This is a genomic window from Actinoplanes sp. NPDC019969 (assembly GCF_055562375.1).
The window spans coordinates 68,947-93,170 of the sequence record NZ_JBVHFK010000004.1; the positions used below are offsets into that span (position 1 = coordinate 68,947).

At 72.3% G+C, this 24,224-nt stretch carries 27 protein-coding genes; 10 read left to right on the forward strand and 17 right to left on the reverse strand.

Going from position 1 to position 24,224, the window contains the following annotated elements:
- Positions 1 to 5: 5 nt before the first annotated feature.
- Positions 6 to 239 (forward strand): hypothetical protein, encoded by a 234-nt coding sequence (locus tag ACZ3II_RS13795; RefSeq protein ID WP_465517977.1) that lies wholly within the window; start codon positions 6 to 8, stop codon positions 237 to 239.
- On the opposite strand, the gene ACZ3II_RS13800 is transcribed toward ACZ3II_RS13795, so the two are convergent.
- The 5 genes from ACZ3II_RS13800 to ACZ3II_RS13820 are packed head-to-tail and all read right to left on the reverse strand — an operon-like array spanning position 227 to position 4,717.
- Positions 227 to 1,864, reverse strand: coding sequence for a S8 family serine peptidase (locus tag ACZ3II_RS13800; protein ID WP_465517978.1), 1,638 nt, complete (start codon positions 1,862 to 1,864; stop codon positions 227 to 229). The genes ACZ3II_RS13795 and ACZ3II_RS13800 overlap by 13 nt on opposite strands.
- Before the next feature lie 39 nt (positions 1,865 to 1,903).
- Positions 1,904 to 2,530: a response regulator gene (locus tag ACZ3II_RS13805; RefSeq protein ID WP_465517979.1), complete on the reverse strand. Its 627-nt coding sequence runs from the start codon at positions 2,528 to 2,530 to the stop codon at positions 1,904 to 1,906.
- On the reverse strand, positions 2,527 to 3,669 hold the full coding sequence (locus ACZ3II_RS13810; protein ID WP_465517980.1) for a sensor histidine kinase: 1,143 nt from the start codon (positions 3,667 to 3,669) through the stop codon (positions 2,527 to 2,529). Before ACZ3II_RS13810 ends, ACZ3II_RS13805 begins: the two co-directional genes overlap by 4 nt.
- 5 nt (positions 3,670 to 3,674) lie before the next feature.
- Positions 3,675 to 3,821, reverse strand: coding sequence for a hypothetical protein (locus tag ACZ3II_RS13815; protein ID WP_465517981.1), 147 nt, complete (start codon positions 3,819 to 3,821; stop codon positions 3,675 to 3,677).
- Complete coding sequence (locus ACZ3II_RS13820; protein WP_465517982.1) at positions 3,818 to 4,717, reverse strand: hypothetical protein; 900 nt, start codon at positions 4,715 to 4,717, stop codon at positions 3,818 to 3,820. The genes ACZ3II_RS13815 and ACZ3II_RS13820 overlap by 4 nt, the downstream gene beginning before the upstream one ends.
- Positions 4,718 to 4,828: 111 nt before the next feature.
- Between ACZ3II_RS13820 and ACZ3II_RS13825 the strand changes: the two genes are divergently transcribed.
- From ACZ3II_RS13825 to ACZ3II_RS13835, 3 genes are all read left to right on the forward strand, one after another.
- Positions 4,829 to 6,238, forward strand: coding sequence for a hypothetical protein (locus ACZ3II_RS13825; protein WP_465517983.1), 1,410 nt, complete (start codon positions 4,829 to 4,831; stop codon positions 6,236 to 6,238).
- Positions 6,235 to 6,783: a nucleotidyltransferase family protein gene (locus tag ACZ3II_RS13830; RefSeq protein ID WP_465517984.1), complete on the forward strand. Its 549-nt coding sequence runs from the start codon at positions 6,235 to 6,237 to the stop codon at positions 6,781 to 6,783. Before ACZ3II_RS13825 ends, ACZ3II_RS13830 begins: the two co-directional genes overlap by 4 nt.
- A gap of 192 nt (positions 6,784 to 6,975) precedes the next feature.
- Positions 6,976 to 7,779, forward strand: coding sequence for a pectate lyase (locus ACZ3II_RS13835; RefSeq protein WP_465517985.1), 804 nt, complete (start codon positions 6,976 to 6,978; stop codon positions 7,777 to 7,779).
- Positions 7,780 to 7,895: 116 nt separating this feature from the next.
- On the opposite strand, the gene ACZ3II_RS13840 is transcribed toward ACZ3II_RS13835, so the two are convergent.
- Both ACZ3II_RS13840 and ACZ3II_RS13845 read right to left on the reverse strand, forming a co-directional pair.
- Entirely contained in the window at positions 7,896 to 9,107 is a 1,212-nt protein-coding gene (locus ACZ3II_RS13840; protein ID WP_465517986.1) for a hypothetical protein, read from the reverse strand.
- Complete coding sequence (locus ACZ3II_RS13845) at positions 9,104 to 9,631, reverse strand: SigE family RNA polymerase sigma factor (RefSeq protein ID WP_465517987.1); 528 nt, start codon at positions 9,629 to 9,631, stop codon at positions 9,104 to 9,106. Before ACZ3II_RS13845 ends, ACZ3II_RS13840 begins: the two co-directional genes overlap by 4 nt.
- Before the next feature lie 84 nt (positions 9,632 to 9,715).
- Here ACZ3II_RS13845 and ACZ3II_RS13850 point away from each other — a divergent pair, with 84 nt between their 5' ends.
- Positions 9,716 to 10,234, forward strand: a complete 519-nt coding sequence (locus ACZ3II_RS13850; RefSeq protein ID WP_465517988.1) for a HEAT repeat domain-containing protein — start codon at positions 9,716 to 9,718, stop codon at positions 10,232 to 10,234.
- Positions 10,231 to 10,722, forward strand: a complete 492-nt coding sequence (locus tag ACZ3II_RS13855) for an SRPBCC family protein (protein WP_465517989.1) — start codon at positions 10,231 to 10,233, stop codon at positions 10,720 to 10,722. The genes ACZ3II_RS13850 and ACZ3II_RS13855 overlap by 4 nt, the downstream gene beginning before the upstream one ends.
- A gap of 538 nt (positions 10,723 to 11,260) precedes the next feature.
- Here the strand turns inward: ACZ3II_RS13855 and ACZ3II_RS13860 are convergent.
- Positions 11,261 to 11,968, reverse strand: a complete 708-nt coding sequence (locus ACZ3II_RS13860) for a TetR/AcrR family transcriptional regulator (RefSeq protein ID WP_465517990.1) — start codon at positions 11,966 to 11,968, stop codon at positions 11,261 to 11,263.
- Between the two features lie 123 nt (positions 11,969 to 12,091).
- Here ACZ3II_RS13860 and ACZ3II_RS13865 point away from each other — a divergent pair, with 123 nt between their 5' ends.
- Positions 12,092 to 13,606 (forward strand): MFS transporter, encoded by a 1,515-nt coding sequence (locus tag ACZ3II_RS13865; protein WP_465517991.1) that lies wholly within the window; start codon positions 12,092 to 12,094, stop codon positions 13,604 to 13,606.
- On the opposite strand, the gene ACZ3II_RS13870 is transcribed toward ACZ3II_RS13865, so the two are convergent.
- From ACZ3II_RS13870 to ACZ3II_RS13880, 3 genes are all read right to left on the reverse strand, one after another.
- Positions 13,600 to 14,544 (reverse strand): GlxA family transcriptional regulator, encoded by a 945-nt coding sequence (locus ACZ3II_RS13870; protein WP_465517992.1) that lies wholly within the window; start codon positions 14,542 to 14,544, stop codon positions 13,600 to 13,602. The two genes, ACZ3II_RS13865 and ACZ3II_RS13870, sit on opposite strands and share 7 nt — an antisense overlap.
- Before the next feature lie 7 nt (positions 14,545 to 14,551).
- Positions 14,552 to 15,136, reverse strand: coding sequence for a cysteine hydrolase family protein (locus tag ACZ3II_RS13875; RefSeq protein ID WP_465517993.1), 585 nt, complete (start codon positions 15,134 to 15,136; stop codon positions 14,552 to 14,554).
- A gap of 249 nt (positions 15,137 to 15,385) precedes the next feature.
- Positions 15,386 to 17,035: a DUF6194 family protein gene (locus ACZ3II_RS13880; protein WP_465517994.1), complete on the reverse strand. Its 1,650-nt coding sequence runs from the start codon at positions 17,033 to 17,035 to the stop codon at positions 15,386 to 15,388.
- An 82-nt stretch (positions 17,036 to 17,117) separates the two neighbouring features.
- On the opposite strand from ACZ3II_RS13880, the gene ACZ3II_RS13885 reads away from it, so the two are divergent.
- Positions 17,118 to 17,903 (forward strand): MerR family transcriptional regulator, encoded by a 786-nt coding sequence (locus ACZ3II_RS13885; RefSeq protein WP_465517995.1) that lies wholly within the window; start codon positions 17,118 to 17,120, stop codon positions 17,901 to 17,903.
- Here the strand turns inward: ACZ3II_RS13885 and ACZ3II_RS13890 are convergent.
- Positions 17,826 to 18,716, reverse strand: coding sequence for an alpha/beta fold hydrolase (locus ACZ3II_RS13890; RefSeq protein ID WP_465517996.1), 891 nt, complete (start codon positions 18,714 to 18,716; stop codon positions 17,826 to 17,828). The genes ACZ3II_RS13885 and ACZ3II_RS13890 overlap by 78 nt on opposite strands.
- Positions 18,717 to 18,795: 79 nt before the next feature.
- On the opposite strand from ACZ3II_RS13890, the gene ACZ3II_RS13895 reads away from it, so the two are divergent.
- The gene (locus tag ACZ3II_RS13895) at positions 18,796 to 19,455 is read left to right on the forward strand and encodes a TetR/AcrR family transcriptional regulator (RefSeq protein WP_465517997.1); all 660 of its coding nucleotides are present in this window, start codon (positions 18,796 to 18,798) and stop codon (positions 19,453 to 19,455) included.
- A 7-nt stretch (positions 19,456 to 19,462) separates the two neighbouring features.
- Here ACZ3II_RS13895 and ACZ3II_RS13900 read toward each other — a convergent pair whose 3' ends face one another.
- Positions 19,463 to 20,635: a calcium-binding protein gene (locus ACZ3II_RS13900; RefSeq protein ID WP_465517998.1), complete on the reverse strand. Its 1,173-nt coding sequence runs from the start codon at positions 20,633 to 20,635 to the stop codon at positions 19,463 to 19,465.
- 54 nt (positions 20,636 to 20,689) lie between these two features.
- Positions 20,690 to 21,103: a winged helix-turn-helix transcriptional regulator gene (locus tag ACZ3II_RS13905; protein WP_465517999.1), complete on the reverse strand. Its 414-nt coding sequence runs from the start codon at positions 21,101 to 21,103 to the stop codon at positions 20,690 to 20,692.
- Positions 21,104 to 21,211: 108 nt separating this feature from the next.
- Here ACZ3II_RS13905 and ACZ3II_RS13910 point away from each other — a divergent pair, with 108 nt between their 5' ends.
- The gene (locus ACZ3II_RS13910; RefSeq protein ID WP_465518000.1) at positions 21,212 to 22,114 is read left to right on the forward strand and encodes an NADP-dependent oxidoreductase; all 903 of its coding nucleotides are present in this window, start codon (positions 21,212 to 21,214) and stop codon (positions 22,112 to 22,114) included.
- 57 nt (positions 22,115 to 22,171) lie between these two features.
- Here ACZ3II_RS13910 and ACZ3II_RS13915 read toward each other — a convergent pair whose 3' ends face one another.
- The 3 genes from ACZ3II_RS13915 to ACZ3II_RS13925 all read right to left on the reverse strand — a co-directional run bounded on the left by ACZ3II_RS13915 (position 22,172) and on the right by ACZ3II_RS13925 (position 24,218).
- Positions 22,172 to 22,582 (reverse strand): PRC-barrel domain-containing protein, encoded by a 411-nt coding sequence (locus ACZ3II_RS13915; RefSeq protein ID WP_465518001.1) that lies wholly within the window; start codon positions 22,580 to 22,582, stop codon positions 22,172 to 22,174.
- 74 nt (positions 22,583 to 22,656) lie between these two features.
- Positions 22,657 to 23,583 (reverse strand): sugar kinase, encoded by a 927-nt coding sequence (locus ACZ3II_RS13920; RefSeq protein WP_465518002.1) that lies wholly within the window; start codon positions 23,581 to 23,583, stop codon positions 22,657 to 22,659.
- The gene (locus tag ACZ3II_RS13925) at positions 23,580 to 24,218 is read right to left on the reverse strand and encodes a bifunctional 4-hydroxy-2-oxoglutarate aldolase/2-dehydro-3-deoxy-phosphogluconate aldolase (RefSeq protein WP_465518003.1); all 639 of its coding nucleotides are present in this window, start codon (positions 24,216 to 24,218) and stop codon (positions 23,580 to 23,582) included. Before ACZ3II_RS13925 ends, ACZ3II_RS13920 begins: the two co-directional genes overlap by 4 nt.
- Positions 24,219 to 24,224 lie beyond the last annotated feature (6 nt).

Consider the following 24,224-nt stretch of genomic DNA (forward strand, 5'->3'; position numbering starts at 1 on the left):
CGACGATGACCGGAATCCTGGTGGTGTCCGGCAACCCGCGGTCCGGATCGCGGACCTCGACGCCGGCCGTCGCGGTCGGCGAGGCGATCGCCGGGCGCACCGGCGCGCCGCCACCGCACGTGATCGAGGTGGGGACGCTCGGTGCGATCGTGGTCCGGCCGGGCCTGCCGGTGCTGGAGTCGGACCTGCCGGAGTCCGTGGCGATCGCGCAGAAGTACGCCGCCCCTCAGGACTGGTGAACGGTCACCGTGTAGGCGCGGGTCGCCGTCTGGCGCCACGCGTCGGTGAAACGCACCGTGAAGGCGTACTCCCCGGCGGTGGCGCCGGTGCCCCACAGCAGGCCGGACTCCTCGAGCGTCAGGCCGTCCGGCAGCGCGCCGGACTCCAGCGACCACGAGCCGTCCCGCCCGTCGGCGACGGTCAGCTGCTGTTCGTAGTCCTCCTCGCTGTGCAGGCCGGGCAGCTCGGCGTCGATCACCGGGATCGAGGCGGTCACCGGGATCGTCACCTGCCGGGTCACCGACTGGGGCACGTAGTCGGTGAAGCGGACGGTGACCGTACGGGTGCCGGGCGTGGTGGGCGTACCGGAAATGACGCCTGAAGCCGAAAGAGACAGACCTGCCGGAAGCATGCCGGAGGCGATCTTCCAGCCGCCGCGGCGGCTGGACGCGAGCGCGAGCCGTGCCGCGTACGGGCGTCCCACCTGCGCCGTCGCGGTCCGGGTGGTGGCGATCGCCGGGGCCTTGGGTGGCACGGGCACGAACAGCAGCCGGTCCGGCGAACCGGCCCGTCCGGTGACCCGGCCCTTGGTCGCGTCCGCGATCAGGCGCGCCTGCACCTGCGCCGGGGTGTACCCCGGGTAGGCGTCCAGGATCAGCGCCGCCGCCCCGGCCACGTGCGGAGCCGCCATCGAGGTGCCGCTGTACACGGCGGTGGCGGTGTCGCCCGCCGCCGTCGCGGACCGGATGCCGACGCCCGGCGCGAACAGGTCCACGCCGCGCCCGAAGTTGGAGAACACCGCACGCCGGTCCCGGCTGTCGGTGGCGGCCACGGTGACCGCCTGCGGCAGGTCGGCGGGGCTGCTCCGGTTCGCGTCGACGTTCTCGTTGCCGGCCGCCACCACGTAGGTGACGCCGGACGCGATCGAGTCCGCGACCGCCCGGTCCAGGGCCGGGCTGTTGCCGCCGCCCAGGCTCATGTTCGCCACCGCCGGGCGGGCCGCGTTCGCGGTCACCCAGTCGATGCCGTCGATGATGTCCGAGACGTACCCCTCGCCGTGGCAGTCCAGCACCCGTACGCCGACCAGGCGGACCTTCTTCGCCACACCGAAGGTGGACCCGCCGATCGTGCCCGCGACGTGGGTGCCGTGGCCGTTGCAGTCGTTCGCGTCCGCGTCCCGGTCGACGAAGTCGTAGCCCGACTCGGCCCGGCCGCCGAACTGCTGATGACGGGTCCGGATCCCGGTGTCGATCACGTACGCGTGCACGGTGTCCCCGTCCGCCGGCGGCAGAAAGCTCTTCGACGCCGTGACCGGCCGCTGGTCGATCCGGTCCAGGCCCCACGGCGGGTTCGCCTGCCGGCCCGCGACGGAGACGAGCCGGTCCCGTTCGACGTGCCGGACCTGCGGGTCGGCGGCGACCCGGCGGGCCTGCGCGGCGGTCATCTCGGTGACGAACCCGGGGAAACCGCGGAACCCGTGCAGGAACCGGCCCGTCGCGGCGGCCCGTGACGCGAAGACACCCTCGTGCTTCCACGTGACGATGTAACGCTCCTGCGGCTCGGCGGCCCGCGCCGGCAGCGGGGCCGCGAGGGCCGAGGCGGCGACGGTCGCGGTGAGCACGGAGCCGAGGATCCCGTTACGCATGCCAGGCGTGATCGGTCGCCGGGCGGGCCGGTTGAGGGATCAGCCCCGGTGAGCGAACAGGGCCAGGCGTACCCGGTTCGGGCTCCCGGTCTTGGTCATCAGCGCCGCGATGTGGGTCTTCACCGTGGTCACGCCGATGTGCATGCGCTCGGCGATCTCGGCGTTGCCCAGGCCCTCGGCCACCAGGTCCAGCACCTCCCGCTCCCGCGCGGTCAGTCCGTCGGCACGGGCGCGCGGCTCCGGCCGGGCGCCCACCGCGCGGGCCACCAGCCGGCGCAGCACGTCCTGGCTGAACGGGCTCTCCCCCGCCGCGACCTGCCGGATCCCGGTCAGCAACTCGTCCGGCGGCGCGTCCTTGAGCAGGAACCCGCAGGCGCCGGCCTGCAGCGCGGGGTACAGGTGGTCGTCGTCCCCGAACGTGGTCAGCACCAGCACCCGGGCGGCCGGCCGGGCGGCGACGATGCGGCTGGTCGCGGTGATCCCGTCGACCCCGGGCATCCGCAGATCCATCACGATCACATCGGGTACGAGCCGCGCCGCCAGCTCGATCGCCGCGCGCCCGTCACCCGCCTCCCCCACCACCTCCATGCCGTCCGCCGCGTCGCAGAGCATCCGCAGCCCGGCCCGGATCAGTTGCTGATCGTCGACCAGCAGGACACGGATCACGCCGGCAACACCGTGCGCACGCGCCACCCCTTCCCGGACGGCCCCGCGGTGAGGCTGCCCCCGAGCACCGCCACGCGTTCGCGCATGCCGGTCAGTCCATGGCCGCCGGCCGGCACGTCCCGCGGCCCGGCGTGCGGGTGGCCCCCGTCGTCGGCCACCTCCCAGTCCAGGTCCGAGCCGGTCACGGTGATCCGCAGCCGGGCGGTGGCGGACGGGCCGGCGTGCTTGGCGACGTTGGTCAGCGCCTCCTGGGTGAGCCGCAGCACGGCCAGGCCCCGCACCGCGTCCAGGCCGGTGACCGCCGGGTCGATCTCCGCCTCCACGTTCACCCCGGCCAGCCTGGCCGTCTCCACGGCGCCGGCCAGCGCGGACGGGAGCGCGGACGGCTCGATGGCGGTCAGCGCGGCGTCACCGCGTACCCCGTCGGGGTCGCGCAGCACCGCGACCAGCCGCCGCAGATCGGTGAGCGCCTCCGAACCGGTCCGGTGCACGTCGTCGAAGACGTCGGCGACCTTCCCGTCGAGATCCGGCAGCACGTGCCGGGCCACCCCGATCCGCAGCACGATCGAGGCGACGTGGTGGGCGACCACGTCGTGCAGCTCCCGGGCGATGGCGCTGCGCTCGTCGGCACGGGCCGCCCGCTGCTCCGACTCGGCCCGCGCGGCGGCCTGCACGCCCAGCTCGTGGGTGGTCCGGCCGACCGTGCCGAGCAGGATCGGCAGGCCCAGGTTGGTGACCAGCCCGACCAGGCTCTCGGCCACGCTGACGTCCGAGCCGGGCAGCCCGATCGTCAGGTAGACCGTGGCGACGAGAGCAGCCCCCGCGCCGACCCAGGCCCGCCGGGGCGCCCAGAAGGCCAGCTCGCCGAGCGCCCACGCGGTGCCGACCTGGTTGATCGTCGCGTCGTCGGTCCAGATCATCGCGGCGGCGAACAGCACCGTCTGGAGCAGCAGGTTGATCGGTTGCCGACGGTGCAGCAGGATCCCGGTGGCGAACGCGGTGACCGCGAGCGCCCACTGGAGCCCGGACGGCGGCCGCTGCGTGCCGCAGATGACGACCAGGTAGGCCACGCCGCTGAGGATCAGCAGCAGCATGCGCGGCAGCGTCTCCCGCGCGTTGAAAAGGCGGCCCGCCCACATGACCGTCAGCCTAGGGGGTCGCGCCGCCGGGGGCGCACCGCCAGGTAGGCGGCCGGCCCGAGCGGCCCGAGCAGGATGGTGAGCAGCAGGATCATCAGCGCCCAGAACGGCGCGGCCAGCAGGAACGTGAGGCTGAACAGGAAGCCGGTCACTTGCGGACCGCCACACCGGCCGCGCCGGCGGTCACCGCCGCGAGCGCGGCGAGCGCGGCGAGGGTGATCCCATCGGGTTGCAGCAGCGGTTGCGCACGCAGCGCCTGCCAGGTCAGAAGCAGCACCAGTACGGCGTACGCGCTCCCGAAGATCAACACAAGACGTGCCCGCACCTTCGCCGCCAACCCTGTCCACCGCGCCAGCCCGTACGCCAGCAGCGGCAGCGCCTGCAGGGCGTGCAACCCGACGAAGTGGCTGATCCGCAGATCCCCGCCGGTGGTGCTCCAGCCGGTGAGCGGCATGCTCGGCCCGCCGTCCGCGACCCCGACCGAGTGCGCCCCGATCAGGCCGTCCGCGGTCTGCTGCGAGGTCATCAGGAACGCCAGGGCCATGCCGAGCAGCGAGATCCCGAGCCCGAGCCGGATCGCGAAGGCGGCGGGCCGGTCCGGGATCCGCTGCCGCAGCGCCGCCACCGCGATCACCGCCTGCGCGAAGAACAGCACCATGATCGCCGGCCCCATGATGTTCCAGAGCGTCTCGTCCAGCGGGCTGCTCACGTTGTAGTGGCTGGTCGTGCCGCGGATCACCTGGGTCACGATGATGGACATCTCGACGACGGCGACGCCGACGATGACGACCCCGGCGCGTTCGGCGGCCCGGCTGCGCCGCGGCAACATCGCCAGCAGCCAGGCCAGCGTCCAGCCGTAGACGACGAACGACACGGAGAACTTGAACGGCTTGGCCCAGATCGGCATGCCGACCAGCATCCGGTCGTCGGCGAGGAGCCCGATCCCGGAGACGACGGCCAGCACCACGGCGCCGCCGGTGAGCCAGAGCAGCGGGCGGTGCCAGCGGACCGGGGTACGCGCTTCGGCCCTCGAATCGACAGTAGTCATGGATTCACCCTCGATCACGGCGGCGCCGGGATCGCCCGCCGGGCGGCCGCACCCGCGGCCGGTCGAACGAGGCCCTCTCCTCCTCTGGTACGAGGCGGTGATACTGGCGCGGTGGATCACACCCCGGGCATCACCGACTTCCCCGCCGACGAGACCGGACGGCGCAGCAGCACCGCGTTCGGCCGCGCCGTCGTCGCCGACGCGCTGCGCCACCTCGACCCGGCCGCCGCGGCCGGGGCCGAACGCGAGACCGACTGGCGGCGCAACTATCTGCGCCACTTCCGCGCCCTGGTGGAGACCGGGCTGGCCGGGGACGGGACGGCCGGTTACGAGATCGCCGAGGAGGGCCTGGCCTCGGTGCAGGCCCGGGTCCGGTTCCGGCGCGACGACGGGGAGTTCAGCCTGGCCCAGGCGCTGATGGCGGCCCCGGAACGGCCGCTGGAGACGACCGAGGTGATCGGGCGGGAGCGTCCGGAGACCGAGGTGGTCCTGCCGTACCGGGGCACGGAACTGCGCGGCGACGCGCTGAGCCGGCAGCTGGACGCGTGGGTGGCCGCCGGGGTGATCGAGGAGTCGTGCGCCGAGGCGGTCAAGGAGGTGGCCGGCTCGCCGGACTGGCTGGACCTGAGCGACCAGACGCTGATCGCAGCCGGCGCCGGCACCGAGATGGGCCCGGTCGCGGCGGTCCTCGGCTGGGGCGGCACGGTCCTCGCCCTCGACCTGCCCCGCGACGACCTGTGGCAGCGGGTGCGCGGCACGGTGACCGCCGGGCGGCTGTACGCCCCGACCGGCGGCGCCGACCTGCTGAGGGATCTGGGCGCGGTGGCGCAGTGGCTGCTCGGCTTCGACGGGCGGCTGATCCTCGGCAACTACGTTTACGCGCCCGGCGGCGCCTATCCCCTGCTGGCGGCCGCCGTCGACGCCCTCGGCACCCACCTGCGGCACCACCGGCCGGACACCGCGCTCGCCTTCCTGGCCACCCCGACCGACGTGTACGCCGTTCCCGAGGCCGCCGTCACGCACTCCCGGGGCCGGTACGCCGCCCGGTCGTGGCGCGCCCGGATCGGCGCCGCGGCCTCCGGCGGACGGCTGCTGCGGCCGAACTACCCGTGCGCCGAGATCCCCGGGATCAGCGACAGCCTGGTCCCGCAGCAGGGACCGAACTACGCCCTGGCCAAGCGCATCCACCGGTGGCGGGCCACGCTGACCCGCCGGGACGGGGTGGTCAGCTTCGCGGTCGCGCCGCCGACCCGGACCAAGTCGGTGACCAGCAACCGGCTGCTGGCCGCCGCGTACGCCGGAGCGCACCTGTTCGACGTGGAGATCTTCGAGCCGGAGACGGCCAGCAAGCTGATGGCCCTGCTGCTGGTGCACCAGATCCGCAAGCCGCGGTCCGCCGCCGCGGCCGCCTGGCGGGACGAGGCCGCCTGCGCCGCGCACGGCGGCCTGTGGCACACCGCGTACCACCCGCGGACCGCGCTGCCGCTGGCCGCCGTCCGCGGACTGGCGCTGCCGCGGTGACGGCCGCCGGGCTGGTGCTGGCGGCCGGGGCGGGCCGGCGCTACGGGATGCCGAAGGCGCTCGTCGTCCGGGACGGCAGGCTGCTGGTGCAGCGGGCGGTCGCGACGCTGCAGGCGGCCGGCTGCGCCCGGGTGGTGACGGTCCTCGGCGCCGCCGCCGCCGAGGTCCGCGCCGCCGCGCCGGATCTGCCGGAGACGATCGTCAACCCGGACTGGGCGACCGGGATGGGCTCGTCGCTGCGGGCCGGCCTGGCCCATCTGGCGGGGACCGACGCGACCGCGGCGCTGGTCCTGCTGGTGGACATGCCGGGGGTCACGGCCGCGGCGGTCCGCCGGATCCTGGCCGGCGCGGCGCCGGACGCGCTCGCGATGGGCGGTTACGGCGACCGGCGCGGGCATCCGGTGCTGCTCGGCCGCGACCACTGGGCCGGGGTCGCGGCGGTCGCCACCGGTGATCGCGGGGCGCGGGACTATCTGCGCGCCAACCCGGTCCGGGTCGTCCCGGTGGGCGACGTTGCCGACGACGCCGACATGGACGTTCCGTGACCGTCAGGTTGCACAAAATTACAGGCAACCTTTCCGGCCGCGGCGCACACTTACCGGTTGAAAGCATTTCCAGATGCATTTTCGTACGCATTTATCAGCCGGTTTATTAACCAATTAAGGAAGTTGACAGGAACTGCTTCACGGGGCCAGCATGTTCACGTTCACATGAATGGTCACGACGAAAGGTCGAGCGTGTTCAACAATCTGCGTAAGCGGTGGCGTGCCGGTATCGTTGCGGTCGCGGCGCTCGGTCTGGGCCTCGGCGCGGTCGTCTACACGCAAGGCGCTTCCGCCGCCACCTGGCCGAAGGCGACCGGCACCGAGAAGGTCACCGCCAGCAAGCCGATCTCCGGCGTCCACGACGGCAAGCTCAAGCGCTACATCGGCAGCGGCGCGCTCGGCGGCAGCGGACAGGACGAGGGCCAGGACCCGCTGTTCGTCCTGGCCGACGGCGCCACCTTGAAGAACGTCATCATCGGCTCCCCCGCCGCCGACGGCGTGCACTGCCTCGGCTCCTGCACCATCTCCAACGTGTGGTGGGAGAACGTCGGCGAGGACGCCGCCACGTTCAAGGGCGGCAACAACGCCAAGTACACCGTCACCGGCGGCGGCGCCAAGGGCGCCGACGACAAGGTGTTCCAGCACAACGGCGGCGGCACCCTGACCGTCAGCAACTTCGAGGTCAGCGACTTCGGCAAGCTCTACCGCTCCTGCGGCAACTGCAAGACCCAGTACAAGCGCTCGGTCGTGCTGAAGAACGTCACCGCCGTCTACCCCGGCTCCAGCCTGGTCGGGATCAACGCCAACTTCGGCGACACCGCCACGTTCTCCGGCATCACCATCACCGGTGACAAGAACAAGAAGATGTCGATCTGCGACACCTACACCGGCAACAAGACCGGCGCCGAGCCCAAGAAGATCAAGAGCTACAAGGGCAGCACCGGCGGCGACGGAACCAGCTGCAAGTTCACCACCTCGAACATCACCTACAAGTAAAACGGCTTCGCGGCTCCACCGAAGCGTTTCCCCTGACGCTTTCCCCCGGTGTGAGCGCGAGCCCCGAAGGAATGGCCGGACCCGGTGCCAGACGGGTCCGGCCATTCCTTTTCCGGCTATTCGCAGCGCCAGAGGATCGGGCTGTTCGGATGGTCCGGATTCGCGATCTCGCTCATCCCCTGCCCGCCGGCGATCCGGCCGTCGTCGCTGACGGAAGCGACGTCGAAACCCTCGTCGCGGCGCTTGTCAGCCGGTTCGGGCAACGTGAGGATCCGGCCGCCGATGAAGACCTCCCGGCCCATGGCGCCACGCAGGTCGTACTCCATGCCCTCCGGCAGGATCTGCCAGGTCCCGGTGGCGACGTGATAGCGGTGTGCCCTGCCCTCGTACCCCGCCGACACCGGCGGCCGCGCCGCGCCCGATGGCCCGGACGGGCGGCCGGGCCCCGGGGACGGCGGCAACGGTGTCTCGACGGTGCCGTAGAGCCAGCCGGACCGGAGATAGGCCGGCGTGAACCAGGTCCCGCCGCCCTGGCCAGGGGTTCCGACCGGCCGGAGCGTCCCGTCCGGCAGCCACAGGTACCCCACCGACCGGTAGCCGGCGTCATCCAGAGCGACCACGACAGTGCCGTCCTCGGCGAGGTCGACGGTCTTGCCACCGCGCACGCCGTCCGGAAGCTTCAGCACCTCCGGTTCGGCGTCCGGGCTCGCCCACCGCAGCGGGCCCAGGAAACTCCCGGTCTCCCGCGCGCCGGCGACCACCCCGGCATCGTTGATCACCCGTGCGCTGCCGTCACCCTTCATCCGGGTCACCTTGCCGTCGCGATACACGTACGGAAGGAAAGGCATCTCTCCGGTCGTGCCGACCGCCACACCGGAAGCGTTGATGTCGGACATCGTCGCGTCGCTGCCGGGCTGGGCGACGTCGGCGACGAGTTCACCGTCGCGCCAGACCAGCACCTTCCTCGCCCCCTGGCCGTAGTCCGGGTTGGTGGTGCCGACCAGGTAGGCGCCGCTCGGGTCGCCGCCGGTCACCGCGGCCCGGGTCGCCCCGCCCATCGGCAGCCGGACAGCGGCGCACGCGGCGGGCAGCGCCGGATCGGGCGGCAGGACCGGGTCCGGTTCGGCGGCGGGCGCGGCCAGCGCGAGAGCGCCACCCACAGCGGCGGCACCGGTCACGGCCGCCGCGCCGGTGACGCTCGCCCAGATCCGGTTGCGCCGCCGGAGCCGCCCCTTCCGCATCGCCTCCGCGACATCGATACGGATGGCCGGTCCCGGCTCGATCACCAGTGGCCGCAGCCGCCGGACGCCGTACTCCTCGTCGGTCATCGGATGCCTCCACTGCTGCTCGGGGTAGCGGGAACGTCCTCGGGATCGCCGAGGATCTGGCGCAGCCGGTTCAGGCCGTGCGACGTCTGGCTCTTCACCGTCCCGGGCGAACAGCCGAGGATCTCGGCGACCTCGGCGATCGGCAGGTCACACATGAACCGGAGCACCAGCACCGCCCGCTGCCGGGCCGGCACCTCGCTCAGCGCGGCCCGCACCACGGTCTGCTCCTCGACCGGCTGCCGCTCCCCCGCCTGCCGCTCCGGCGTGCTCGCGAACAGCCCCACCCGCCACCAGCCGCGGCGTTTCTCGTCCAGGAACGCCCGTACGATCATCGTGTGCACGTAGGCGTCGACGTTGTCCGCCTGGGAGACCCGCGGCCAGCGCGCGTACAACTTGGTGATGGTCTCCTGCACCAGGTCGTCGGCCTGGTCGGGGTTCCCGCACAGCATGTGGGCGACCCGGCGCAAGGCGGTCAGGCGCCCGTTGACATACGCCAGGTACCCGGCGTCCGATCGATCACTCATATGGGTATCCGTCGCGTCATAACCTTCCGACGGACTTCGGTGTCCGAAGGTTGTACGCCGTTCGAACCTGTCACGATTCTCCGGGTGGAGGATCTACTGGCCCGGCTCACCGGCCCGGACCCGGCAGCGGCCCGCGAAGCCGCCCTGGAACTCGGCGACCGGGAGGAGCACGCCGCCGTCCCCGCCATGCTGGAGATCCTGGCCACCACCTCCCACGGAGGTCTGCGCGACGGTGTCGCGTACGCCCTCTCCGCCATGCGGGTCCCCGAGATCGTCGACGTCATCACCGGCCTGCTCCGGCAGGACCGTACCCGTGGCAACCGGGGAACCCTGCTGTACGCGCTGCGCCCCTTCGACTGCACGCCCATCCTGCCGCTGCTCGTCGACCTGGTCCTCGACGACACCTGGGAGTCGTCGCGCGAGGCCGCCTATCTGATCACGTCGCTGGAGCCGGTCCCCGCCGACACGTGGCTCCCGCTCCACGACCGCCTGCTGCAGGCCCTGCCCACCAAGGACCCGGAACGCCGCGAGACCATCACCTTCCTCACCGGTTTCTTCACCCCCGGCCCACTTCGCTATCGCCATCTAAAGTGGCCCGCATGAAGTACACCGTGTCGATCGAGATCGCGCTGCCCCGGGAGAGGGTGGTGCGGATGCTCGCCGACCCGGCGCATCTGCCGATGTGGCTGCGCGGCCTGGTGCTGCACGTGCCGCTGAACGGGATGCACGGACAGGCCGGCACCCAGTCGCGCGTCGTGCTGCAGATGGGACAACAGCGGATCGAGGCCACCGAGACCATCACCCGCCTCGAACCGGCGGACCTGCACGACATCCCGGGAGACAGTGTCGTCCACTACGAGCGGGAGATCGTCACCAAGGGCATGTGGAACGCCGCGCGCGAGCGGCTGACCGAGGCCGGCCCGGAGGCGACGCTCTGGGAGAGCGAGAACGAATACCGGTTCAGCAGCCTGCCGATGCGGCTGATGGCGCTGGTGATGCCGGGCGCGTTCCGCAAACAGTCGCTCCAGCACATGCGGGACTTCAAGGCCTTCGCCGAGCACGGAACGGACGTCCGCGAAGCGAAGAGCTGATCTCCCACAAGCAGGCGAGACCACCGCAAGCCTCAGCCACCGCAGACCCCCGAAACCACCGCAGGTCCCCGCGGGCACAGGCAGCCGCCCGTCCGTATACGCCGAGCCCAGCCTCGCCCGCCCGAGACGCGGGCAGTAACCGCCCCGGGTTCCCAGCCACGCGACACCACCGATGTCGAGCTGAGGCCCCGCGCCTGATCTTGTGGATGCAGCACCGGATCGAGGTGCACAAGATCGGCATCACGCCCGAACTTGTGCGCCCCACTCCGGAAAGCCGGTGCCCCGAACCCAAGATCGCGGGCCTTGCCGATCTTGGGTGGGGAGGCCGGTGCGATGCGCACAAGATTCCGGGCGGCGGCTGTCTGTGGCTCGCAGATCGTTGCCCATGCGGCCGCTTCGTCGGCACTCTCGGGTGCCCGGGACTGCGGACGGCCGAGAAGAAGTCCCCCGCGGGAGGACGAATGACCGGGGTTCAATCGCGGAGGATGCGCGGGGCCGTGAAGTCCCGGTTGTCGATCAGGATGGTGGCGCCCGCCGGTCATCCGGTGATGTGCCGGGTCAGGCCGTCGACCAGCAGGTCCAGGCCGAACTCGAAACGGGCGGCGGTGGTGCCGGAGATCATCGCCTCGGCGTGCCGGCTCAGGGCGGGGAAACGATCCGCGGGCAGGCTCTGGAAGAACTCCCGCATCTCACCTCTGACCTGCCGTTCCACCTCCTCCTTGGGACGTTTGAGGTGGCGGTACTGGGCGCGCCGGATGGAGTTCTCGTACGCGTCCGCTGTCACGTACAGGAAGATCCGCTCGTTGGCCCAGGCGGCCAGATCCGGTGCCAGGCCGCCCTTGATCGTCAGGCTGAGCATCCATTCGGAGGCGCGGAGCGCGTTCGGCCCGTTGGGGATCATGGCGAGGGCCACCCGGGACAGGTCGTTGTGCGCCAGCATCACCCGGTGGGTCTCCCGCATCAGCTCCTTGAGCTGCTCCTGCCAGCGTTCCGGCTGGTGGGGCGGCAGCTCGATCTCGCCGACGATCCGGTCGAACATCAGGCGCAGCAGCTCGTCCTTGTTCGCCACGTGGGCGTAGAGGCTGGACGGGCCGGTGCTGAACTCGGCGGCGACCCTGCGCATGCTGACCGCGTCGGTGCCCTCGGCGTCGGAGATCCGCAGCGCGGCGTCGACGATCTGCTCGCGGTCGAGCGGGGCGCGGGTGGGGCGCCGGTCGGGGAGCGGCTGCCATGGGGAGCTCTTCATCGCCGACTAATCTAGTTGACACGAACAGCGTTCGTCACTAGAACGGTGTTCGTGACAACGAACAGTGTTCAGACCAAACCGCCTGAAACCCAGCCGTACCGCTATCGCTGGATCACTCTCTTCGTGATCTTGGCAGTCGAGGTGATGGATCTCCTCGACTCCCTGGTCACCACGATCGCCGGGCCCGTCATCCGCGCCGAGATCGGCGGGTCCTACAGCCTGATCCAGTGGCTCGGTGCGGCGTACACCCTGGCCATGGCCATCGGCCTGCTCACCGGCGGCCGGCTCGGCGACATCTACGGCAGGCGCCGGATGTTCCTCGTCGGCGCCGTCGGCTTCACCCTCGCCTCGCTGGCCTGCGCGCTCGCCCCGGGCGCCGGGTTCCTGGTCGCCGCCCGGGCCGTGCAGGGCCTGTTCGGCGCGCTGATGCTGCCGCAGGGCCTGGGCATGATGCGGGAGATGTTCGGCCCGGCCGAGCGGGCCAAGGCGTTCGGCGCCTTCGGACCGGTCATGGGTCTCTCCTCGGTCGGCGGCCCGATCCTGGCCGGCTGGCTGGTCGCCGCCGACTACTTCGGCTCCGGCTGGCGCATGATCTTCTTCATCAACCTGCCGCTGGGTGTCTTCGCCGTGATCGGCGCGCTCACGTTCCTGCCCGAGTCACGCCTCGAGCGGGCGCCGCGCCTGGACTGGCTCGGCGTGCTGTTCGCCGCCGGTGGCGCGTTCCTGCTGCTGTTCCCGCTGGTGCAGGGCCGGGAGATGGACTGGCCGGTGTGGATGTTCGCCATGCTGGCCCTCGGCGTTGCCGCGTTCGGCCTGTTCGCGATCTACGAGAGCCGACGGGACAAGCGCGGCCTCGACCCGCTGGTCACCCCGAGCCTGTTCCGCAAGCGAGCGTTCACCGGTGGCCTGGCGCTGGGCCTGATGTTCTTCGCCGCGCTGATCGGCACCGGCCTGATCATCACGTTCTACCTGCAGATCGGGCTGGGTTACACACCCCTCAAGGCGGGCCTGACCACGCTGCCGCAGGCGCTCGGGATGGTGGCCGGCTTCATCGTCGCCGGCGCCGGCCTCGCCGAGCGGCTCGGCCGAACGCTGCTGCAGATCGGCACGTCAGTGATGATCCTCGGCACCGGCGTCTTCGCCGGCACGGTGCACCTGGCCGGCGCGGACATCACCCCGTGGCACCTGAGCCCGGCCCTGCTGCTGCTCGGCATCGGGATGGGCCTGGCGATGGCGCCGTTCTTCGGCATCGTGCTGGCCGGCGTCGACGACGAGGAGAGCGGCTCGGCCTCCGGGGCGATCACCTCGGTGCAGCAGCTCGGCGGCGCGTTCGGGATCGCGGTGCTCGGCACCATGTTCTTCGCACTGCTGCCCGGCGCGGTCGGCGACCACGTGGACGCCTCGGCCCCCGCCGGGCTGCGGACCTGCCTGACCGAACGGGTGGCCGAGGAGAACCCGGACGTCGTCCCGGCGTCCTGCCGGAACGTGGAGTTCTCACCGGCGGCTGCCGAGCAGGTGCGCGCCGGTTTCCAGGACACCACCGTCCGGACCGCCGGGATCGCCGTCCTGCTGCTGGTCACCGCGTTCGGCCTGACCTTCCTGATGCCCCGGCACGGCAGACCGGACAGTGATCACTGACGGTCTTCGGCGTGTGGAGTTCGGCCGTCATGCGCGCCCGAACTCCACACGCCGTCGGGACCGCGAGTCCGGAGGCGGCGCAGCATCCGTGCGTCGGTGAAACCGACCGCGCGGGCCGCCGCCTCCGCGGTCGCGCCGTGGCCGATCAGGTACTCGGCGCGTTCCACCCGCAGCACCTGCTGGTAACGCAGCGGGGTGCGCCCGGTCGCGGCGGTGAACAGCCGGGTCAGGGTACGTTCGCTGACGCCGGCGCCGCCGGCCAGCTCGGCCAGCGGCAGGGCGGCGGCGAAGTCCGCGTCGATCCGGTCCTGGACCCGGTGCACCACGTCGCTGAGGTGGGCGCGATGCCGCAGCATGGCGCTGTGCTGGCGTTCGTCGCCGTTGCGCCGGGCGAAGACGACCATCTCGCGGGCCACCCGGGCGGCCACCGCCGGGCCGTGCCGCTGGGCGACCAGATGCAGGGCCAGGTCGATGCCGCTGGCGATGCCGGCCGAGGTGACCACCCGGTCGTCGCAGACGTAGAGGACGTCCTGGATCACCGTCGCGTCCGGATAGCGGCGGGCCAGCCGGTCCTGCAGATCGTGGTGGGTGGTGCAGCGCCGGCCGGCGAGCAGGCCGGCCCGGCCCAGAGCGTCGGCGCCGGCACACACGCTGGCCACGGTGCCGCCGGCGGCGTGATGCGCGGCGATCCGGCGCAACGTGCCCGGCGCGAAGAAGCCGAAACCGTCGCGCCAGCCGGGCACCAGCACGAGATCGTCCGCGGTCAGCTCCGGCCACGCGGTGTCCGCCTGCAGCGGCAGGCCCTGCCAGGTCGGCACCGGTACGGTCTCCGCGACGTACGACAGCTCGTAGCCGGGCGCCGTCGAGAACACCTGGGCCGGACCGGCGAGGTCGAGCAGGTGCACCTGCGGCGTCAGGACGAACAGCACCCTGCTCACGATCCGGTCACTCCCCGATGATCTCCGCGACGGTCTTGACGGTGGCGAAGCGGCCGGACAGCGCGTAGACGGTGCGGGCCACCACGTCCTCGGCGGACAGCGTACGGGGGTCGGCCAGCAGCTGCTCCACGGTCTGATCGGCGGGCGCGTCCGGGTGCGGGATCGGGTTGGTGGCGGTGGCGTCGACGGCGAACGTCACCGCGTACCCCAGGTCGGACGCGAACCGCGCTGTCGTCTCCACGCACTGCTCGGTGCGGATGCCACAGACCGTGATCGATCGAACGCCCGCCACCGTCAGGCGATGCTGCAGGTCAGTGGTGGTGAACGCGTTGTGCACGGTCTTCGTCAGCACCGGCTCCCCGGCCGCCGGCTTCAGATCGTCGACGATCCGGACGAAGCCGCTCTCCGGGTCGAAGACACCACCGCTGCCCGGTTCGGAGTGAATCACCCAGATCACCGGGTCGCCGGCGGCCCGCGCCGCGTCCACCAGCCGCTGCACGTTCTCGAAGATCCGGGGGTTGCTGTTGGTCGCCCAGAGCGGCCGGGCACGGAACGATTCCTGAACGTCGATCACGACGAGCGCGTTGGTCATGGTTCGATTCAACGCCGCGGCACGCCCCGGCTGAAGGCACCATCACGCCGCGAGGCGGAACGATCCGGTCAACCCCTTGCGTCGTACGGGCCACGCAGGGTCCCGTGACACTCCGGAACAGGTAGGCGCCGGTCCGGACCGTCCGCACCCTGCGGGCCGAATGCGATGGTCACGGTCAGATCTTGTCCGGCTGGTTCTCATGGCTGTCTCAGCGGTGCTGAGACAGCCATGAGAACCAGCCGAGTGGGGTTACGACCGGCGCTGCTCCCGTGCCCACGAACGGGAACGGGCCCGGGTCAGCAGGCGGTCCAGGTCGGCGGCGGTGGCCGGGCCGGGGTTGACGACGCTCGCCCAGCCCTGCACGGCGTAGGCCGGATGCGGCAGCAGCCGGTCCGGCTCGGCGAAGTCGATCTCGGCGCTGTGCTGGGCGAACTCCTCCGGGCCGTACCCGAACAGCTTCCGGAACTCGTCCCGCCCCACCTCCACGTTCACCCGGTAGCGGCCCGGCCCGGACAGTCGCGAGCGCTCGTCGAAGTCCGGGACGTCGGAGTACACGATGGTCGCGAAGGGGCGCATCCGGTCTTCCCCGGCGAAGAAGAAGCGGTCACCCCAGGTGTACGGCGGCATCTCGGAACCCGGCTCGATCCGGGTCTCGGTCACGCCCGGGAGACCGCTGATCCGGGCCGCGTCGGCCGCCCCCGGCCCGGAGCCGACGTGCAGGATCGCGTCACATCCGGCGACCGTCTCGGCGTCGAGCGGGAACGACGGCCAGCCGTTGGCGGTGTCGTCACGGGTGACCGGGCCGCCCTGGCCGGTGTCGTCGAGGGGGGCCGGGCCACCGCCGACAACGGCAGGGGTGAACAGGCCGGTCTCCGCGCCGAGGCCGTCCTCGAACGTGCCCGGGCCGGGGGTGTCCAGCCCCAGGGACGGGCTGGCGCCGAGACTGCCGGCGACGAACACGTACCGGTTGCCGAGCAGGGCGGACACGATCGAACCGGCGCCGTTCCACTCGGCGCGCACGTCCTGGCCGTCCCAGTGCGCGGTCCAGCTGCTCGGATGCCGTTGCAGGTGGGCGTTGGCGGCGAAGACCAGGGTCGGGCCGCGGTCGCGTTCGTGGGCGACGATGTCGAGCAGGTTGCGGGCCATCAGGGCGTCCCGGACCCCGAGCAGGCGGGACATCCGGTCGGACAGCGGCATCGGCTCGGCCATCGCCGCGTGGTAGGTGAGCAGGCCGATCGCCGTCGACGCCAGCACCTGTGCCCGATACCAGGAACGGGACGCGGAGTCCGTGTGGAGCCGGGGCGCGTAGCCGTACAACCGGTTCTTCAAATCCTCCGCAAGACTGCGCAGCGCGGCAGCCTCCGGTGACCGCCCGGGAGATCGCGTCGCGTCCGACATCATGATCGCCGGGTCGGTCCAGCGGCTCTCGTCGCCCAGCAGATCGTCCAGCTCGGGCGCCGGAACGCCCAGGTAATCGCGGAGTTCCCGCAGGTAGGGGCCGGGGCTGGCGGCGCCGGTGACGTCCACCGGGGCGTCGAAGCCGTGGAACGTGATGTGCTCGTGCGCCGTGTTGTGGTCGCGCAGCCAGTCGATCAGCTCGCGGTTCGCGGGCAGCAGGCCGAAGCCGTGGGTGAGGCCGGATCCGAGATCCACCTCGTGCGTGTAGGGGCCGCCGAGGTGCACGTCGTCGCGCCGGCCGCACACGTAGTCGTCGACGGCGAGCGCGGCGGCCCGGTCCGATTCGATCGCGATCGAGCGGAAGCCCTGCCCGGCGAGGGTCTCCAGCAGGCGGTTGCGCAGGCGCGGGAACGCGGGCTCGGCGTGGGTCGGCTCGCCCAGCCCGAGGATCAGCGGCCGTCGCGCGGTCAGGGACAGCAGGAGCTCGGTGTCGAAAGCCATGACCTCAACCGTATCGTTGAACCAGCGGTTGAAACTTTCGTCGCAGCGACCTGGGGAGAGCGCGCTGAGGTCTCAAAACGGGGTGTACCGGCCGGTGGATCTGGCGCGGGCGCACGGGCTGTCCGCGCAGGCCGTCCGCAACTACGAGGACGCCGGGGTGATCCCGCCGGCGCGGCGCACCGCCAGCGGCTACCGGGTCTACACCGACGATCATGTGGGCGCGCTCGGCGCGTACGTCGCGCTTCTGCCGGGGTACGGGTACCGCGCCGCCGCCGAGATCATGCGCGCGGTGCTCCGTGCCGACGTCGCCGCCGCGCTCGCCGTGATCGATACCGCCCACGTGCGGCTGCACCGCGACCGGGAGACCGTGCGGCGGGTCGCCTCCGCCGTCTCCGCCCTGGTCTCCGCCCCGGCCGCCGCGGTGGCGCCGGACCGGCCGGTCTCCGTCGGCGTGCTCGCCCACCGGCTCGACGTCACCCCGGCCACGCTGCGTAAATGGGAACGCGCCGGGATCCTCGTGCCGGCCCGCGTTCGCAACGCCCGGGTGTATTCGCCGGATGATGTCCGCGACGCCGAACTCGCGCACCTGCTGCGCCGGGGCGGCTACCCCCTCGCACACATCGCGGGCGTCCTGGAGCAGGTGCGCGCCGCGGGCGGGGCCGGTCCGCTCGCCGCCTCGATCGAGCAGTGGCAGGACCGGCTCACCGCCCGCGGCCGCGCCATGCTGTCCGGCGCCGCCCGCCTCGACGACTACCTGTCCGCCTCGGCCGGGCCGGGCTTCCCGCATCGCTCAGCCGGCCCGGGCGCGGATCTCGCGGACCACCGTGGGCCAGATCTCACGGGGCAGGTCGTGGCCGGTGCCGGGTAGTTCGGCGTAGTGGGCGCCGGGAACCGCCGCGGCGATCCGCCGGCCGGCGGCGGGCCGGATCAGCGGGTCCCGTTCGCCGTGCAGCACCAGTGTGGGCACGCGCAGCTGCCGCAGGCGGGGCCCGTGCCAGGTGGCGCTGGTCTGCCGGGCCTGCGCGCGGCTGTCGCGGACACCGCTGGGCAGTCCGGCGCCGAGTTCGCGTTCCACCCGCAGGCGGGCGTCCGCCTCGTCGAACGGGTACCCCGGGGAGGCCACCGCCCGCAGCAGGTCCAGACCGGCCGCGATGTCGCCGTCCCGGCCTTCCGGGTGCCGCATGCGGGCCAGCCGGGCCAGGAACGGCAGGCGCACGTAACGCAGCACGGCGGCGCCCCTGGCATCGCTGGGCACGGCGGCGTACGAGGTCACCGTGTGCACCCGGTCCGGATGCCGCAGGGCGGTGCGCTGGGCGACCAGACCACCCTGCGAGACGCCGAACAGGTGGGCGCGCTGCCAGCCGAGCGCGTCGAGCACGGCGACGGTGTCGTCGGCCATGTCCTCGGCGGTGTAGGCGAGCGGCTTCCGGCGCAGCAGCCCGCTCACCGGGCCGCCGGCCGGGACGTCGTCGAAGCGGGTGGAGCCACCGGAGTCCCGGCCGTCGAACGAGGCCACGCTGAACCCGGCGTCGATCAGCGCGGCGACCAGGCCGTCGGGCCACCAGTAGCGGGAGACGCCGAGTCCCATGAGCAGCAGCAACGGCTCGCCTCCGGCGCCGCCGAGGTCGTCGGCCGCGAGGTGCACGTCGCCATTGCGTGCGGTGTACGGGGTCCTGGTCATCGCCACCTCGCCTATTCGAGTACGTCGTTCGCGAACACCGTAATCGTAAGGGTAGAGTGACGCGAACGAGAGGGGTGACATGGAGGCGGTGCCGGTATGGCTACGGGAACGGCGCACCGGGGTGGGCCGCCCCGCCGAGCGCACCCGGGCAGAGGTGACCGCCGCCGCGATCGCCCTGGCCGACCGGGAGGGCCTCGCCGCCGTCTCGATGCGCCGGGTCGCCGCCGAGCTGGGCACCGGAGCGGCCTCGCTCTACCGCTACGTCGACAGCCGCGACGACCTGCTCGATCTGATGGCCGACGAGGTGGCCGCCGGATATCAGCTGCCCACGCCGGCCGGCCCCTGGCTGCCCGGACTGCTCGAGGTGTGCCGGCAGGGACACGCGCTGATGCTGCGGCACGGCTGGCTGCCGGAACTCGTCCTCACCCGCTCGGCCCTCGGCCCGCACGGCGCCGACCTGCTCGAACACGTCCTCGCCGTGCTCGCCGGGCACCCGGCGAGCACGGGCCGCAAACTGGAGGCGTTCGCCGTGATGAACACGTTGACCGCCGCCCTCGCCCTCAACGAGATCACCGCGGGCTCCGGCGGCCGGCAGCGGCAGGGCGCGTACCTGGCCCATGTGATCGCGGCCGGCCGGCACCCGCACCTGGCGGCAGCGCTGACCGGCGGCCCGCTGACGCCGCCGCCCGGCTTCGAGGACACGGTGTCCCGCGTCCTCACCGGCCTGCTCGGCGAGTGATCCGCCGTCACCAGGGGCGGTGATCCTCGCAGGAGATGATGGCGTCCTCGAGCACCCGGGAGATGCACGTGTCGGTGCCCGGGCCGCCGTCGGCACGGTTGACGCCGCTGCCGGTCTCGATCGTGTCGTTGCCGTCCAGACCCCAGAACCGGTCGTTGCCCTCCGATCCGCGCAGCTGGTCGTCGCCGGCGCCGCCGATGATGGTGTCGTTGCCCTCGGCACCTTCGATCTCGTTGCGCGCGGCGTTGCCGATCAAGGTGTCGTTGCCCCGCCCACCGATCAGGTTCTCGATGTCGGCGCCGGCGCTGTCCCGCTCGCCTGCCGCCCCGTCGTCGCCGGAGGCGCCGTCCAGGTCGACGGTGACGGGCCGGTTGCCGTCGTACCGCAGTTCGTCCACACCGGCCCCGCCACGGAACACATCCGCCCCGGACCTCGCCGGATCCCAATCACCACGGAAGGTGTCGTTGCCGGGCCCACCGTCCAGGGTGTCACGGTAGGTGCCGCCGACGAGGCCGTCGTTGCCGTTCTCGCCGAACAGCCAGTTGGTGCCACCCACGTCGAACAGGTGATCGTCGCCGTTGCCGCCGTGGATCACGTCGTTGCCGGGATGGCCGGCTTTCGGGTCGACGTAGTCGGTGTCCCCCTGGATGGAGTCGTTCCCGTCGCCGCCGGAGACGAAGTCGGAACCGTCACCAGAGGCGATGAAGTCGCTGCCGCCACCACCGTAGATCTTGTCGTTGCCGTACTGCGCGAAGGCCGCATCGCCGTAGAGACTGTCGGCCTTCGGCCCGCCGACGATCGTGTCCGCGCCGGGCCCACCCTGGGCCTCCAGCCTCAGATCGCTCTTGTTGAGCACCGTGTCGTTGAGTTCCCAGAGGTCGACCGACACCGTGACGGGCGCCTGCGTGGTCGTGCAGAGAACCTTGGTGATGTCGCCCGACGCCTGCTTGCAACCCCGGCCCGGCTTGATCCTGACCCGGTCGTCGATGGTCACGGTCCGTCCCGACCGGGTGATGACGACGTTGTTGACGACGTTGCGGTCGGCCTCGAACCTGACGCTGGTCGCGCCCGCGTAGGCGTCGCCCCAGGAGGCTGCCGACGCCGGCGCGGCGGCGGCGCCGACCACGAGAAGCGGCGACAGAACGAGACCGATCCGGATCACATTGAACGCGCGTGACATCTACGATTCCCCCCGAAGTGACGACCGCCCACAGCATAGGTCGGCGGGAATCCGTCACGCTGCCCCGTGACCGGCCGAGGCGTCGTAGCCGGCGCGGGCCTCGAAGACCCGGTCCATGTGGGTCTCCGCCCAGCTCTTGATGGCGATCATGACGGGGAACAGCTCCTGGCCGAGCGGCGTCAGCGCGTAGTCGACCCGGACCGGCACCGCGGCGGTCACGGTGCGGGTGACCAGGCCGTCGCGCTCGAGCGCGCGCAGCGTCTGGGTGAGCATCTTCTGGCTGACGCCGGCGATGCGGGCGGCCAGCTCGCTGTGCCGCAGTGGGCCGGCAGCGAGCGCCGGGACGACCAGCGCCACCCACTTGTCGGTGAGCCGGCTCAGCAGCTCGCGGGTGGGGCAGGCGTCGAGGAACGCGTCGTACTCCCGTTTGGCCTGTTCACGGCGTTGCTGCGCGGTCGTCGTCGCCATCTTCACCCTCCACCGGTGCCCTAGGCACTCAAAGGTACCTACTTTCTCATAGTGCCCGCAGATCCGTACGTTCGTGGTGTTCGGGAAACACCACGAAGGAGTCAGGTCATGCGCGCTGTCAGTTACGCGGAGTTCGGCGGTCCCGAGGTTCTGCAGGTCGCCGATGTGCCGGTGCCCGAGCCGGGCCCGGGGCAGGTCCGGGTACGGGTCGCCGCGTCCGTGCTGCACCCGGTCGACGTGATGGTCCGCTCCGGCCGGTTCCCCGCGCCGCTGCCGGCCTCGCCGCCCTACACACCCGGCTGGGACGTGGCCGGAACCGTCGACGCGGTCGGCCCGGCAGCCGGCGGATTCGCGATCGGTGACCGGGTCGTCGGGTTCACGCCCTGGCTGCGGACCATGTCGGGGGCGCACGCGGAGTTCGTGGTGCTGAACGCCGCCTGGCTGACCGCCGCGCCCGCCGGTGTCCCCGCCACCGAGGCGGCGACCCTCCCGACCAACGGCCTCGCCGCCGCGCAGGCCCTCGACCTGCTGGCTCTTCCGACCGGCGCGACGGTGCTCGTCACCGGGGCGGCCGGGCAGGTGGGCGGGTTCGTGCTGGCGCTGGCCCGGCAGGCCGGCCTACGCGCGACGGGACTGGCCGGGACGGGCGACCGGGCGTTCGTCGAGTCGCTGGGCGCGGCGTTCCTGGAGCGGTCGGAGCAGCCCACCGGGACGTACGACGCCGTGGTGGACCTGGCCGTCCTCGGCGGCTCGCTGCTGGACCTGGTCCGCGACGGCGGCGGCTACGTGGCGGCGTCGCCTCCGCTGCGCCCGGAGCCGGTCCGGGGCATCCGGACGTTCGCGCTCGAGGTGGAGCCGGACGGCGCCCGGCTGAGCGAGCTGGTCACGCTCGTCACCACCGGCGCCGTCCCGCTCCGGGTCGCCGCCGTCCACTCCTTCGCCGACGCGGCGGCCGCGCACGAGCGGCTGGCCGGGGGCGGGGTGCGGGGCGCCGTGGTGATCGTCCCCTGACAGACGTACGCCGCCCCGCCCGTGGGGGTGACGGGCGGGGCGGCGGGACCGGGGCGGTCAGCGCGGGTAGTCGCGGTAACTACCGGTGTAGTAGTCGCCGACCTGCTGACGGTACTGCGCCGTCTCGAAGGTGTCCTTGTCGTACTCCGGAGAGCTCTTGATCTGCTCCTTCGTACGGTCCACGTAGACCTTCCGCTCGGTGTGGTCGAACGTCTGCACCGTGCCGGCCGGGAGGAGGACCTTCCGCCCGAAGATCCACGGTCCGGTGTCGACCACGAGGAACGAGTCGTCGACGTCGTAGCTGGCCTTGTCGATCGAGCCGATGTGCCCATCGGTGGCCTCGACCTTGTAGCCGACCAGGTCCACGCCGGTCGTACCGTCTTCGTCGGCGCTCGCCGCGGTCACCGGGTCATTGCCCAGGGCCGACGGCTCACGCCAGGCCCACGGAGTGAACGGCGTCGGTTGCATAACGGCCTCCTCGAATCGATGAATTCGCCGTTGTGGAATCCGTACCCGCCCGCCCCGTGGTCCTAACCAACTTCCTACCGATTGATGTCGCCGCCGGTGAGCGCGGCCAGCTCGGCCCGGTTCGGCAGGCCCTCGCAGTCGCCCGGGACGGTGACCGCGAACGCGCCGGCCGCGATCGCCGTCCGCAGCCGCTGCCCGGCGTCCGCACCGGCCAGACGGTCGGCCAGATAGCCGGCGACGAACGCGTCCCCGGCGCCGACCGGGTCGATCGCCGTCACCGGCAGCGCCGGAACGGTCCGCCGTTCGCCGTCGATCAGCGCCACGCACCCGCGGGCCCCGTCCTTGACCACGACCTCGGACGGGCCCAGCTTGGCCAGCCCGTCCGCGGGGTCGCCGGAGTCGACGAAGATGGCCGCCTCGTCCGGGCCGGCGAACACGATGTCGGCCCGGCCGACCAGGTCGCGCAGCACGGGGGCGGCGTCGGCCCGGGACCAGAGCTTGCCGCGGTAGTTGACGTCCACCGACACCGGGACGCCGGCGGCGCGGGCCTCCTCGACGGCGTGGAAGACGGCCGCCCGGCAGGTGTCACCCAGTGCCGGGGTGATGCCGGTGACGTGCAGGATCCGGGCCTGCCGGATCTCGTCGCGCGGGATGTCGGCGGGGGTGAGCCGGGAGCCGGCGCTGCCCGCGCGGTGGTAGTCGGCCTGGATGAACTGGCCGGACCGCTGGTATCGGATCATCAGTCCGGTGTGGGCGGTGTCGCGGATCGCGATGGCCCGTACCCCGAAGGCTTTCAATCTCGCCTCGATGAGCGCGCCGGTGGAGTCCGGGCCGAGCCGGCCGAGCCAGGTGGCGGAACCGCCGAGGCGGGCGACACCGATGGCGACGTTGCTCTCCGCGCCGGCGACGCCGAGGGTGAAGCCGCGGGCGTGCTCCAGCGGGCCGATCCCGTCGGCCACGAAGATGCCCATCGACTCACCGAGGGTGAGGAGCCCGCTCATGAGCGTGCGAAGGTCACGGCGTCGACCGCGTGGCGGGCCCGGGCGGCCAGGGCGGTGAGGCTGCCACCGGTGGCGGCGTCACCGATGAGCGGGCCACCGAGACCGACCGCCACCGCTCCGGCGGTGAGCCACTGGGCGATGTCGTCGAGGCCGATGCCGCCGGTGGGCATGATCCGCACGTCCGGCAGTGGGCCGCGGAGGTCCTTGAGGTAACCGGGGCCGAGGCCGCCGGCCGGGAACAGTTTGATCACCGGCGCTCCGGCCCGGTGCGCGGTGTAGACCTCGGTGGGGGTGAACGCGCCGGGGTAGAACGGCACCGGCTGCGGGCCGAGGACGCTGACCGGCGCCACCAGGAAGGAGGCGCCCGCGTCGACCGATGCCTTCGCGTCGTCCTCGGTGAGCACGGTGCCCGCGCCGATCACGACCGTCTCCGGCAGCTGCCGGCGCAGGCCGCTGATCGCCTCCAGCGCGCCCTGCGAGGTCAGGGTGATCTCCAGGGCGGTGACCCCGGCGGCGACCAGGACGTCGGCGACCGCGGCGAACCCGTCGGCGGACGGGGCGCGGAGGACGGCGACGACCCCGCTGTCGGCGATGGCGGCGGAAACAGGATCGAGAGGAGCGCGTTGATCAGTCACGTCGTC